This window comes from Streptomyces sp. NPDC014995 (genome assembly GCF_043080745.1).
Taxonomy (GTDB): Bacteria; Actinomycetota; Actinomycetes; order Streptomycetales; family Streptomycetaceae; genus Streptomyces.
In genome coordinates this window covers 63,252-76,402 of record NZ_JBIBVX010000026.1, presented here as the reverse complement: position 1 = coordinate 76,402, position 13,151 = coordinate 63,252, and the positions used below count along the sequence as shown (strand labels likewise).

The 13,151-nt window shown below is 73.8% G+C and carries 9 protein-coding genes; 4 read left to right on the top strand and 5 right to left on the bottom strand.

Annotation, left to right across the window (positions count from 1 at the left end):
• A partial coding sequence (locus tag ACF1A1_RS36995) for a beta-ketoacyl synthase N-terminal-like domain-containing protein (RefSeq protein WP_392006253.1) occupies positions 1-5,135 on the bottom strand: 5,135 nt, incomplete at its 3' end.
• Between the two features lie 270 nt (positions 5,136-5,405).
• Here ACF1A1_RS36995 and ACF1A1_RS36990 point away from each other — a divergent pair.
• Both ACF1A1_RS36990 and ACF1A1_RS36985 read left to right on the top strand, forming a co-directional pair.
• Positions 5,406-6,194: a hypothetical protein gene (locus ACF1A1_RS36990; protein ID WP_392006251.1), complete on the top strand. Its 789-nt coding sequence runs from the start codon at positions 5,406-5,408 to the stop codon at positions 6,192-6,194.
• Positions 6,195-6,241: 47 nt separating this feature from the next.
• Positions 6,242-7,288 carry a 3-dehydroquinate synthase family protein gene (locus ACF1A1_RS36985; protein WP_392006250.1) on the top strand — a complete coding sequence of 349 codons (1,047 nt, stop codon included), beginning with the start codon at positions 6,242-6,244 and terminating at the stop codon, positions 7,286-7,288.
• Positions 7,289-7,872: 584 nt separating this feature from the next.
• On the opposite strand, the gene ACF1A1_RS36980 is transcribed toward ACF1A1_RS36985, so the two are convergent.
• From ACF1A1_RS36980 to ACF1A1_RS36970, 3 genes are all read right to left on the bottom strand, one after another.
• Positions 7,873-8,553 (bottom strand): HAD-IA family hydrolase, encoded by a 681-nt coding sequence (locus ACF1A1_RS36980; protein ID WP_392006257.1) that lies wholly within the window; start codon positions 8,551-8,553, stop codon positions 7,873-7,875.
• A gap of 94 nt (positions 8,554-8,647) precedes the next feature.
• A complete protein-coding gene (locus tag ACF1A1_RS36975) occupies positions 8,648-9,934 on the bottom strand; it encodes a Gfo/Idh/MocA family protein (protein WP_392006247.1) in 1,287 nt (428 codons plus the stop codon).
• Positions 9,931-11,103 (bottom strand): DegT/DnrJ/EryC1/StrS family aminotransferase, encoded by a 1,173-nt coding sequence (locus ACF1A1_RS36970; protein WP_392006245.1) that lies wholly within the window; start codon positions 11,101-11,103, stop codon positions 9,931-9,933. The genes ACF1A1_RS36975 and ACF1A1_RS36970 overlap by 4 nt, the downstream gene beginning before the upstream one ends.
• 273 nt (positions 11,104-11,376) lie before the next feature.
• Here ACF1A1_RS36970 and ACF1A1_RS36965 point away from each other — a divergent pair, with 273 nt between their 5' ends.
• Together ACF1A1_RS36965 and ACF1A1_RS36960 are read left to right on the top strand one after the other, a co-directional pair.
• Positions 11,377-11,817, top strand: a complete 441-nt coding sequence (locus ACF1A1_RS36965) for a type II 3-dehydroquinate dehydratase (protein WP_392006244.1) — start codon at positions 11,377-11,379, stop codon at positions 11,815-11,817.
• A 24-nt stretch (positions 11,818-11,841) separates the two neighbouring features.
• Positions 11,842-12,597: a thioesterase II family protein gene (locus ACF1A1_RS36960; RefSeq protein WP_392006242.1), complete on the top strand. Its 756-nt coding sequence runs from the start codon at positions 11,842-11,844 to the stop codon at positions 12,595-12,597.
• 157 nt (positions 12,598-12,754) lie between these two features.
• Here the strand turns inward: ACF1A1_RS36960 and ACF1A1_RS36955 are convergent, their stop codons facing one another.
• Complete coding sequence (locus ACF1A1_RS36955) at positions 12,755-13,021, bottom strand: hypothetical protein (protein WP_392006240.1); 267 nt, start codon at positions 13,019-13,021, stop codon at positions 12,755-12,757.
• Positions 13,022-13,151: the final 130 nt, after the last annotated feature.

Here is a 13,151-nt window from a genome sequence, read left to right as displayed (position 1 = left end):
ATCTCGCCGACGGAGTGTCCGGCGACGTAGTCGGGGGTGATGCCCCAGGAGTGGAACAGGTGGTAGAGGGCGACTTCGACGGCGAAGAGGGCGGGTTGGGTCCAGCCGGTGTCGTCGAGTTCGTCGCCGGAGGCGATGACGTCGGCGAGCGGCCGGTCCAGGTGCTGGTCGAGTGCGGCGCACACGGTGTCGTAGGCGTCGGCGAACACCGGGAACGCGTCGTACAGTTCACGCCCCATCCCGGCGCGCTGCGCGCCCTGACCGGTGAACAGCACCGCCAGCGCGCCGTCCGACGGGCGGTCGGTGACCGTCGTCGGGCCGGTCCCGCCCTGGGCGAGGGCGCGCAGTCCGGCGAGGGCACCGTCCCGGTCGGTGGCCGTCACCACGGCCCGGTGCTCCAGGTGGGCGCGGCTGGTGGCCAGCGCGTACCCGACCTCCCGGGCGCCCAGCTCGGGACGGTCCGTCAGGAAGGCCGACAGCCGGGCCGCCTGCGCGGGCAGCGCCTCCGCCGACCCGGCGGACACCGTCCACGCGGTGACCGGCAGTTCGGGGACGTCGGTGTGCTCCGGGGCCGCTGCCACGGCCGGCGGTTCCTCGATGACGACGTGGGCGTTGGTGCCGCTGACGCCGAAGGAGGAGACGCCCGCCCGGCGGGGGCGGCCGGTCTCCGGCCAGGGGCGGGCCTCGGTGAGCAGCTCGACGGCGCCCGCCGACCAGTCGACGTGCGGGGTCGGCTCGTCGACGTGCAGCGTCCGGGGCAGGACACCGTGGTGGAGGGCCTCCACCATCTTGATGACACCGGCGACGCCCGCGGCGGACTGCGCGTGGCCGATGTTCGACTTCAGCGAACCCAGCCACAGCGGCCGGTCCTCGGGGCGGCCCTGCCCGTAGGTGGCGAGCAGCGCCTGCGCCTCGATCGGGTCGCCGAGGCGGGTGCCGGTGCCGTGCGCCTCGACGGCGTCGACATCCGCGGGGGACAGACCGGCGTTGGCCAGGGCCTGGCGGATGACCCGCTGCTGGGCCGGCCCGCTGGGCGCGGTGAGACCGTTGGAGGCGCCGTCCTGGTTGACGGCGCTGCCGCGGATCACCGCGAGCACCTGGTGCCCGTTGCGGCGGGCGTCCGACAGCCGCTCCAGCAGGACCAGACCGACGCCCTCCGACCAGCCGGTGCCGTCCGCGGCCGCCGCGAAGGCCTTGCAGCGGCCGTCGGTCGCCAGCCCCTGCTGGCGGGAGAACTCCACGAACGACGTCGGTGTCGCCATGACCGCCACACCGCCCGCGAGCGCCATCGAGCACTCGCCGCCGCGCACCGCCTGCGCCGCCAGGTGCAGGGCCACCAGCGACGACGAGCACGCCGTGTCGACGGTGACCGCCGGGCCCTCCAGGCCCAGGGTGTACGAGATCCGGCCGGAGACGACGCTGCCCGCCGTGCCGATGCCGATCTGCCCCTCCAGCCCCTCGGGCGTGCGGGGCAGGTTCGAGCCGTAGTCGTGGTACATCACCCCGGCGAACACGCCGACGTCGCTGCCGCGCAGGGACACCGGATCGATCCCGGCCCGCTCGAAGGTCTCCCACGCCGTCTCCAGCAGGATCCGCTGCTGCGGGTCCGTGGCCAGCGCCTCGCGCGGCGAGATGCCGAAGAAGTCCGCGTCGAACTCGCCCGCGTCGTAGAGGAACCCGCCCTCACGGACGTAGGACGTGCCGGTCCGGGAGGGATCCGGGTCGTACAGCTCGGCCAGGTTCCAGCCGCGGTCGTCCGGGAACGCCGAGACGGCGTCCACGCCCTCCTCGACCAGCCGCCACAGCTCCTGCGGAGAGGTCACCCCGCCCGGGAGCCGGCAGCCCATCGCCACGATGGCGACCGGCTCGTCGTCGTGGGCGGCGCGCACCGCCGCGGTGACGGTGTCGGCGGGCGCGGCGCGCAGCAGCAGCGAGCGCAGGTGCCGGGCGACCGCCTCGGGGGTCGGGTGGTCGAAGGCGAGGGTCGCGGGCAGCGGCAGACCGGTCGCCTCGGTGAGCCGGTTGCGCAGTTCCACGGCCTGTACGGAGGTGAAGCCCAGCGCCTTGAAGGCGCGCCGCGAGCCGACCGCGCCCGGTCCGTCCAGCTCGGCGGTGCGGGCCGCCTCCGTACGCACCAGCTCCAGCAGCATGCGCACCCCGCCCTCGTCCGGCAGCGCGTCCAGGCGTCCGCGCAGGGCCGCGGCGCGCGCGTCGTCGGCCTCGCCGCCGCGCGGCGCGGTGTCGACGAGATCGTCGAAGAGCGCGGGTACGGCGTCCGCGTGCAGCGTGGCGGTGTCCAGCTGCACCGGGAACAGGCAGGTGGCGGAGGCGAGGTGGGCCGCGTCGAACATGGCGAGCCCGGTGTGCGACGGCAGGGTGCCGACACCGGCCGGCAGCGCGTCGGGCGCGGCCCGTTCGCCGCGCTGCCGCCAGGGACCCCAGGCCAGGGCGCGCGCGGGCAGGCCGCGGGCGGCCCGGTGCTGGGCCAGGGCCTGGACGAACGCGTCGGCCGCGGCCTGCGCCGGGTCGGCGGCGATGCCGAGCAGGCCGTCGGCGGAGGAGAACAGGACGAACGCCACCGGTTCGGCCGCGCGGGTCAGCTCGTGCAGGTGGAGCGCCGCGTCCGCGGCGGCCCGCAGCGGACCGGCGGACCAGGCGTCGTCGGGATCCGGGGCATGCACCACCGTCCCCACCGGACGCTCCACGCCCGCCAGGACGTCCGCGAGGGCCTCGCGGTCCGTGAGGTCACAGGCGCGCAGGGCCACCTGGGCGCCCTGCCCGGCGAGTTCGGCGCGCAGCGCCTCCGCGGCCGGGTCGCCCTCGCCCTGGGCGCCGAGCAGCAGCAGGTGCCGGGCGCGGTGCGCCGCCACCAGATGGCGCGCCGCCGCCGCGCCCCGGGGCCCGGCGACACCGGTGACCACGACGGTGCGCTGCGGGTCCACGAGCGGGCGCGGCACCTCGTCCACCGCCGCCGACACCCGGGCGAGCCGGGCCCCGAGCAGCACGCCGTCGCGCACCGCGAACCGGTCCTCGCCCGAGGCGAGCGCCGTGCGCAGCCCGGCCGCCACCGCGCCCGGACCCGTACGCCCGTCGACGTCGACGAGCACGATCCGCCCGGGGTGGGCCGGCCGCAGCGCCTCCAGACAGCCGCGGACCGCGGCGTGCGCCAGGTCGGGCGCCTCGGTGTCACCGCCGGTGGACACGGCCCGGCGGGTCGTCACCACCAGCCGGCCGCCGGTCCGGCCCGCGTCGGCGAGCCACGGCTCGACGGCGGCGGCGACCGCCCGTACGGCACGCTCCACGGCCGCGCCGTCGGGGCGCGCGGAACCCGCCGTGGCCTCGGCGACGAGCCCGTCCACGGCCAGGACGGTGACCTCCGGGGCCGCCGTACCGGAGGCGACGGCCGCGAGAAGGGCCGGCATGTCGGCGTACCCGACGGCCTGCCCGCCCGGCGCGCCGAAGGCAGCGGGATCCGTGCCGACCACCGCCCACGGCCCGGCCACCGGCGCCTCGGCCGGCCGCGCACGCTCGGACAACGGCACCCAGTCGCAGCGCAGCAGCGCCTCGAAGCGGCCGCTGCCCGCCGCGCGCAGCCGCCCGGGGCGGGCCAGCAGCGCGTGCCGGGTGATCTTCCCGGACTGGGTGCGCGGCACCTGCTCGATCTCGTACAGCTCCTCGGGCACCTTGAAGTACGCCAGCCGCTCCCGGCACGTCTCGAAGACCAGCTCCGGGTCGATGCCCTCGGGGCCGGGCACCAGGAAGGCGACCGGGACCTCGCCGAGCACGTCGTGCGGCTTGCCGACGACCGCGCAGTCCGCGACGCCCGGCACCTCCCGCAGCACCTGCTCCACCTCGCCCGGGTGGATGTTCTCGCCACCGCGGATGATCAGTTCCTTGATGCGTCCGGTGACGGTGAAGTACCCGGCGCTGTCCCGGCGGGCCAGGTCACCGGTGCGGTACCAGCCGTCCACCAGCGCGGCCGCGGTCTCCTCCGGCTTGTTGTGGTAGCCGGCCATCACGTTCGGCCCGCTCACCCACACCTCGCCCTCCTCGTCGGTGCCGACCTCGGCACCGCTCTCCGGGTCGACGAGCCGCACGTTGAGGCCGGGCACCGGCAGCCCGCAGGAGCCCTCGACGCGGGCGCCGGTGGGCCAGTTGATCGTGATCGAGCCGCAGGTCTCGGTCGAGCCGTACGCGTCGAGCAGCGGTGCCCCGAAGGACTCCTCGAACGCCTGCCGCAGCGACGCCGTGGTGATCGCGCCGCCGACCAGGCACATCCGCAGCGTGGGCGCGCGGAAGCCCCGCTCCCGGGCCGCCTGGACCAGGTAGTGGTACATCGTCGGCACCCCGCCGAGGAACGTGGTGCCGTCCTCCTGGAGGCCCTTGAGGATCTCCTCCGCCGAGAAACCGTCGACGATGCGGGCGGAGGCGCCCACCGAGGTCACGGCGAGCACGCAGAAGATGTGCGACAGGCTGTGGAACAGCGGCAGCGGCCACAGCACCCGGTCCGCGGCGCTCAGGCCCGGCACCGGCACGTAGCACGCGGCCACCGACCACAGGCAGTTGCGCTGGGTGGAACGCACGCCCTTCGGCCGGCCGGTGGTGCCCGAGGTGTACAGGATCCAGGCCACGTCGTCGAGGCCGAGGTCGTCCCGGGCGGGCTCGGCCGGTTCGGTGGTGGCCAGCCGCTCGTACGACACGGCGCCCGCCGGCGCCCCCGCGCCGTCGGGGCCCACGACCACGATCCGCAGGGCGAGCCCGTCGGCGAGCAGCGTGCGCACCTGGTCCAGGTGGGCCGCGTCCGTGATCAGCACCCGGGCGCCGCTGTCCCGCAGCAGATAGTCCAACTCGGCGTCCGTGGAACGGGGATTGATCGGCACCCCGATGGCGCCCGCCCGCACGATGGCGAGGTAGCTCTCGACGGTCTCCACGCGGTTGCCGAGCAGAATGGCGGCCCGGTCGCCCGGCTGGAGCCGCAGTCCGGCCAGATGCCCGGCCAGCCGGGCCGTGCGCCGCTCCAGTTCGGCGTACGTGACACTCCGCCGCTCGTCACTGAATGCCGTCTTCTTCCCGAAGGAATTCGCATGTGATTTCAGCAGTTCGGGCAACGGCTTTATCAGTTCCGTGCGCAGCATGACGGACACCCCTTGTTCGGAAAAGACACGAGTACGCGCTCGAAAGCTCAGTCTTGTCCGGTGCGAGGTGGCCGCACCCCCCAGCCCGCCCCCCTACAACCACCCTCATTCAGCGGGTTCGTGGGCCGACGGCGACCGCTCGATGGAAGCCGGATGACCGGCGTCCTACGCTCGGTCGCGGCCCGCTTCCGAAAGGGAGAGTACCGGGCCGAAAAGGAAACGCAACCGTAACCGACGGAGAATAGCGACGCTATTCCGAGGGGATCCGCGATGACGCACAACTGGCTGTTCTGCAGGCTGCCGGGACAGGCCTGGGCCGACACGGAGGCCGCTTCGGCGCCCCGGCTGCCGGAGGGAGTCGCCGCGGCACTGGCCGCGGTCCGTGGCGAGCCGGACGGTCACTGGTTCTTCCATCCGTTCCGGGACGGCACCCCGGGCACCGAACTGTGGATCGACGCAGGCGACCCGGCGGTCCGGGACATCCTCACGCAGCTCCTCGAGGAGGCCGGCCGCACCGGAGGCCGGCTGCTGCACCGCACCGAGGAGCGGACCCCGGCGCCCACCGACGGCCTGTCCACCCGCTCCAGCGAACTGGCGCTCGCGATGGCCCGCTCCGGCGGACTCACCGCGGCGGACCGGCTCGCCCTCGCCGTGCTGCACCTGCGCCACGCGGCCGGTCTGCTGCCCGCCGACGACCGCTCCGCCTTCCTGTTCCTGTGCTGGCAGCACTGGGCCGCCCCGCTCGACGCCGGGCAGCGGCTCGCCCTCGGCCGCCGGGTCGCCGAGCGGGGCGAGGAGCTGATCGAGGCGTCCGAACTGCTCACCATGGACGCCGCCGTGGCCGAGGCCTGGCAGGCCTACCTGGCCGAGCTCACCGCCCTCACCGCCGACGACGCCGAGGGCGCGCACCCCGGCCGGTACCTGCTGTTCGAGCACCTCCACCTCACCCACCGGCGCCTGGGCGTCCCCGGCCGGACCGAGGCCCTGGCCGCGCTGGCGGTACGCGGCGCGCCCGAGTCGACGCTGGTGCCGGGCGGGCCGGTACTGCAGAGCGCGTGAGCGGACATCCCCCCCATGAACCCCGACATCACCGAAAGGGAGGCCACGTGGCCCTGACATCCGCGCCCCCGGACCAACGGCGCAGCGTCACCGTGAACCTGGGCGACCGCTCGTACACCGTCCACATCGGCCCCGGCGTACGACGCCTGCTGCCCGGCATCGTCGAACAGACCGGCGCCCGCCGGGTGGTGGTCGTCTCCGCACGCCCCGAGGAGTGGGTGCCGGACCCGGGCGTCCCGTACCGCCTGATCGAGGCACGGGACGGGGAGACCGACAAGAACCTCGCCTCCGTGGACGAACTCTGCCGTGCCTTCGCCCGGTTCGGGCTCACCCGGCACGACGCGGTGGTCAGCTGCGGCGGCGGCACCACCACCGACACCGTGGGCCTCGCCGCCGCCCTGTTCCACCGGGGGGTGCCCGTCATCCACCTGCCGACCTCGCTGCTCGCCCAGGTCGACGCCAGCATCGGCGGCAAGACGGCCGTGAACCTGCCCGAGGGCAAGAACCTCGTCGGCACCTACTGGCAGCCGAAGGCGGTCCTGTGCGACACGGACTACCTCTCCACACTCCCCGAACGTGAACTGGTCAACGGCTACGGCGAGCTGGCCCGAGCCGCGTTCATCGGCACCGGCGACATCCGCCACCTCCCGCTCCACGAGCAGATCGCGGCGAGCGTGGCGATGAAGGCGGCGGTGGTGATGGCCGACGAACGCGACAGCGGCCCGCGCCACCTGCTCAACTACGGCCACACACTGGGCCACGCGCTGGAGATCGCCACGGACTTCGCCCTGAAGCACGGGGAGGCGGTGGCGATCGGCACGGTCTTCGCGGCCCGCCTCGCCGCCGCGCTCGGCCGCATCGACGAGACGCGGGTCGCCCAGCACCTGGAGGTGGTCTCCGGCTACGGCCTCCCCACCGCCCTGCCCCCCGGCCCCACCCCGGCGGACCTGACCGCCCTGATGCGCCTGGACAAGAAGGCCACCACCGGCCTGGCCTTCGTCCTGGACGGCCCCCAGGGTCCCGAACTGGTCCAGAACGTGCCGGAGTCCACAGTCCTCCACACCCTGGAAGCAATGCCCCGCCGCCCCCTCTGACCCCACCACCCCAAGGAGCCCCGTCCCCCCAGGGACGGGGCTCCTCCACCTGCCCACCCAAAACCGACCGCGCCCACCCCCGACCGCCACCGCGCCCCCCGATTGGACCGGCACCCGCCACCGCACCCCCCCGAATGGACCGGCACCCGCCACCCCACCCCCCGATTTGGACCGGCACCCGCCATGGCACCGCCCGAATGGACCCGCACCCGCCCGACGGCGGGAGTGGGTCGTGGCGGTGCGGCGCAGCCCGTCGCTCAGCGCTGCACAGCCAAGTTCCACTGACACCAACAGGCAGCAGTACGCCCAACCGGCGACGGGCTCGCCGCACCGCCACGACCCCGACCCACCCACCACCCGCAGGCGAACGCCCGCCGGCACCACCCGCAGGCGAACGCCCGCCGGCACCACCCGCAGGCGAACGCCGAAGGTCCCGACCCCCGAAGGGAGCCGGGACCACAGTCCGCCAAGTCAACTCAAGCCAAGCCGAGTCAGCAAACCAAGCCGAGCTAAGCCGAGCCGAGCCGAGCTAAGCCAAGCCGAGCCGAGCCGAGCCGAGCTAAGCCAAGCCGAGCCGAGCCGAGCTACACCGCAGGCGTCGCGCTGCCGAGAAGCCGCAGCAGAGCCCCCGGGGACGACAGCACCGCATCCGGCCCCGCGGCCAGCAGCTCCGCCTCGTCGACGTCCGCCCAGACCGCCGCGACCGCCGCCACCCCCGCCCCCCGCGCGCTGCGCAGATCGGTCACCGCGTCACCGACCATCACGGCCTCGTGAGGCTCGACCGCCAGCAGTGACAGGGCACGCCGCACGATGTCCGGGGCGGGCTTGGGGCGGGCCACCTCGTCCGAGCCGATGATCTCGTCGAAGAGGTCGAACACCCCGAGCTGGGACAGCAGCGCCCGGGCCCGCGGCCCGCTCTTGCCGGTGGCCACCGCCGTACGGACGCCCCGCGCCCGCAGCTCCCGCAGCAGCTCCACCACTCCGTCGAACAGCCGCACCTCGTGGGAGCGGCGATAACTCTCACGGACGAAGGGCTCCTCCATGGCCGGAGGCAGTCCCATGATCCGCATGATGTCGGGAAAGTACCGCCCCTGGTGCCGGTTGTACTCCTCGAAGGGCACCGGACCGTCGCCGACGACCTCCCGGTACGCCACGGTGAACGCGTGCCGCATCACGGCGAAGCTGTCCACGAGGACGCCGTCGAGGTCGAAGACCACCGCGCGCACGCTGCGTTCACGCCAGTCGGCGAGCCCGTCGACGGTCATGTCGGCGACGGACATGTCGGCGACGGACATGTCGCCCACGGTCATGTCGGTGTTCTGGGTCATGGAACTGTCCTCAAGTGTCATGGAACTGTCCTCAAGCGAGAGTCGGGGCAGGGATCGCCTGCCCGCCCGTCCGGTTGCGGGGTCCCGCGGCGCCCGTGGTCCGGGCCGCGCGAGCGGAGTCGTACAGGCGCTCGATCACCTGGATGGTGCGGAGCGTCTCGGCGGCCGCCCGGCCACGGCTCGCCGGGTCGGCGAGCATGCCGGGGATGCGGTCGAGCTGGCGCATGTACTCGGCGCCCACCGGTTCCTGTGGGAACGGCACGGCGCTGACCTCGCCGTCCCTGGTGAGCGTGAGCTCGGAGTCCACCCGGTTCGGGCTGAACCCGAAGGTGCAGCGCAGCGTGGCGGTGCCCGCGCTGCCGTCGACCCGGATCAGGGTGACGTCCCGCGGTTCGTGCGAGGCCCAGCCGGCCCGCAGGGACACCGACACACCGCCGTCGGCGACGATGAACCCCCGCACCGTGTCCTCGACATCACCGTCCACCTGACCACCGGCCGCGCCACCCGCGGCGCCACGCACCGCGCCACCCACCGAGCCGACCGCCCGACCCCCCGCCTCCGCCTCCGCCACGGCCCCCGCCCCGGCCGCCGACGAGGCGTCCGACGAGGCCCCCGACGAGGCGTCCGGCGAGGCGTCCCGCCACGACGCCCGCGCCGCCGCGCTGCGCACGAAGTCGTCGGAGACCGTCGCCAGCGCCTGCTCGAACCCGACCTCGCCGAGCAGCGGCGCGACCGTGTCGAGGAGGTGCCAGCCGAGGTCGACCAGGGCCCCGCCGCCGGAGAGACTGCGCCGGGTGAACCAGCCGCCCGCGTCCGGGATGCCACGGGCCCGCACCCAGGACAGCTCGACGTGACGGATCCGGCCGAGCCCCCGCACCAGGTCGCCCAGCGCGAGGACGTCGGCGCGGTGGCGGGCCGCCGAGCCCGCGAGCAGCACCGCCCCGCCCGCGCTCTCGGCGACCATCAGCCGCCGTGCCTCGTCGGAGTCGAGGCAGACCGGTTTCTCCACGAACACCGGGATGCCGTTGGTGAGCAGCCGGCAGGCGATGTCGGCGTGCAGATGGTTGGGCACCGCGACGACCGCGAGGTCGGCGTGACGGGACGTCAGCTCGTCGACGCTCGACAGGAGATGGGTCTCGGTGAGGGACTGGACGGCGCCGGCGCAGGCGGCCGGGTCGGGATCGACGACGGAGCTGACCGTGAAGGCCGGGTGGGCGTGCAGCCGCGGCAGCCAGATCGATTTGGCCGCCCAGCCGAGCCCCACCACCGCCACCCGCACCGGCGGCCGCGCCCACGAGACGGAGCCCGAAGCGCTCATGCCGAGGCCAGGGAGGAGGAGACGACGTCGGCGACGGTCTCGGCGATCCGGTGGATCTGCTCCTCGGAGGCGAGCAGCGTGCGGTGGTGCAGCCAGATCGCGTCGTTGTTGATCGCCTCGGAGTTCGGGCAGCGGGCCGCGATCTGCTCCACGGTCTCCTCGGGCGCCCCGGTCTCCCAGAACCCGTCGGAGCGGTAGATGGCGCGGAAGGCGATGAACGCCGGCAGCCCGGCCGCGACCAGCTCGTCGACCAGCGCGTTGCGCCGCTCCTCGGTGAGCCCCGGCATCCGGAACATCGCCATGTAGTGCGGGTGCGAGGTGACCCGCGGGTCGTGCTTCTGCGGTACGACACCGGGGATCTCGGCGAGCAGCGAGCTGAGCAGCGGGGCCCGCTCCTCGCGGGTGGCGAGCTGCTCGGGGTAGCGCTTCAGCTGGGCGCGCAGCACCGCCGCGGAGAACTCGTTCATCCGGAAGTTGGACCCGGACGTCCGGTGCAGGTACCGGCGGTCGGTGGCGGGGCGGCCGCAGGAGTGGCGCAGGAACGCCTCCTCGTACAGCTCACGGTCGGGGAAGAGGACCAGCCCGCCCTCGCCGGCCGTCATCAGCTTGCCGTTCTGGAAGCTGAACGCGGCGACGGAGCCCAGGTCGCCGTAACCGCGGTCCTGCCACCGGCCGCCCTGTCCGTGCGCGGCGTCCTGGATCAGCGGTATCCCGTGGACGGCGGAGATCTTCTCCAGGGCGTCCATGTCCGGGAAGTGGCCGGCCATGTGCACCGGCATGATCGCCCGGGTCCGCCCGGTGATCGCCGCCTCGGTGGCCGCGGGGTCCAGGCAGTACGTCTCGGGGTCGACGTCGACCGGGACGGCGACGGCGCCGAGCCGCTGGGCCGCCTGGGAGGAGGAGATGAAGGTGAAGGCGGGCACGATCACCTCGGCGCCCGGCCCGATCCCGAGGACCTGGAGGGCGAGTTCGAGGGCGTGGGTGCCGTTGGTGACGGCGAGCGCGTACTCGGCGCCGTGGAACTCGGCGAACTCCCGCTCGAACGTGGCGACCTCGCTGCCGCCCATGCGCCACCACTGGCCCTGCTCCAGCGCCCGGACCAGGCCCTGACGCTCTTCGTCCCCGTACTGGGGCCACACCGGGATTTCGAGCGGCTTACGGTCAGACATGCGCAACCATTCCTTTTCGGGGAGAGGGTCGTCGAAGACGGCCCGGAATTCATCGGGCCCGGCGGGAAAACATGACCGGAAGGGCCGAGGTATTCACACCGCCGCTAGCACGCTACACCGGCAATGGCGAGGTTTCGCATCCCCTACCGGCCCCCCAGAACCGCCCCTGTCCCGCGCCGCGCATCCCCCTGGCATTTCCGGCTCATTCAATTCGATGCTACAAGTTTCCGCATCCTCCGAGACCGAAAGCTCCGAGACAGAAAGGCGGGGATCGTGACCGCGATACTCCTGCTGAACGGGCCCAACCTGGGCATCCTCGGGCGCCGCGAGCCCGAGATCTACGGCACGGAAACCCTGTTCGACATCGAGAAGGCCATCGAGAAGGAGGTCGCCGAGCGCGGCTGGGACGTCGTCTCGGTGCAGCGCGACTCCGAGGGCGAGCTCATCCGCTCGATCCAGGAGCACTACTACACCGCGGGCGCCATCGTGAACCCCGGTGCCCTCATGATCAACGGCTGGGGGCTGCGCGACGCCCTCGCGAACTACCCCAAGCCGTGGATCGAGGTGCACCTGTCGAACGTCTGGGCCCGCGAGCAGTTCCGCCACGAGTCGGTGATCGCGCCGATCGCCGACGGCGTGGTCGTCGGGATGGGGGCCCTCGGCTACCGTCTCGCCGCCCGCGCCCTGCTGGAACTGACCCCGCAGATCCGCTGACCGCGTCCCCCGAGGTGAACCCCTGTGAACCAGACCGAAGTCGACCACGACACGTGGATACGGCGTTACCATCGGGCGTCGGACACCGCCGTCCGGCTGGTCGCCCTGCCGCACGCCGGCGGGGCCGCCACCTGGTACCGGCCGTTCTCGGCGGCCCTGTCGCCGGACGTCGAGGTCCTGCCGGTGCAGTACCCGGGCCGCCAGGACCGCCGGCGCGAGGAGGTGATCACCGACGTCCACGACCTCGCGGACGCGATCACCGAGGCCCTGATCCCCTACCTGGACCGCCCGTTCGCCGTCTTCGGCCACAGCATGGGGGCCACCGTGGGCTTCGAGACCGTACGACGTCTCGAGGCCCGGGGGCTGGCACCGCTCAGGTTCTTCGCCTCGGGCCGGCCGGCGCCCTCGCTGGACCGGGACCATCTGGTGCACCGGCTCGACGACGCCGGTGTCCTCGCCGAGCTGCGCACGCTGAGCGGCACGGACCCGCTGCTGTTCGAGGACGAGGAGTTGCAGCAGCTGATGCTGCCGGTGGTCCGCGGCGACTACCGCGCGGTCGAGACCTACCGCTGCGCGCCCGGCGCCACGGTGGGCTGCCCGGTGACGGTGCTCGTCGGCGACAGCGACCCGAGGGTCTCCGTCGACAGCGCCGCCGCCTGGTCCCGGCACGCCCCGGCCGGCACCGACCTGCACGTCTTCCCCGGCGGACACTTCTTCCCGGCCGACCACCAGGAGGCGATCACCACCCTGGTCCGCGACGCGCTGCTCACCGCCCAGTGACCCGCGAGGGGACGGCCCACGGCCCCTCACCCATCCGCCCCTCCTCCGCCGCCACCGCCGCCGGCGCGGTGCACCCGCTCCCCGGCGGCGGCCACGGCCTCGACCGACCCCACCACGGCTTCCCATGAGGGCCCACGGACCGGGACGGGCAGGCGGATCACCACCGCCGGCCGTCCACCGAGCCCTCCCGCACCCCTGAGGCGGAGCCCTCCCGCACGCCTGAGGTGGAGCCCTCCCGCACGTCCGAGACGGGCGGGACGTGCCCGGCCGCGGCGGCGGCCACGACCTCGACCGACCTCACCAGGGCGGCCCGTAAGGGGGCCAGGGGGTCGGACGGGTGGTGGTCGGCGTTCCCCGCGAATATCCGCAGCACCGTTTCGCCCGCCGCGGCGGGACTTTCCGTACGCCATTGCTGCAAGGACATGACTCCTCCGACTTCCCGATCCGGTATTCGGCGTGGGTGGAACGTGTGGAACATCCCGCCGGGGAACGTATCCGAGACCTCCGGGAGGGACTTCCCGGGAACACCCCCCTGTCAGCCCCCGGAAGAACAT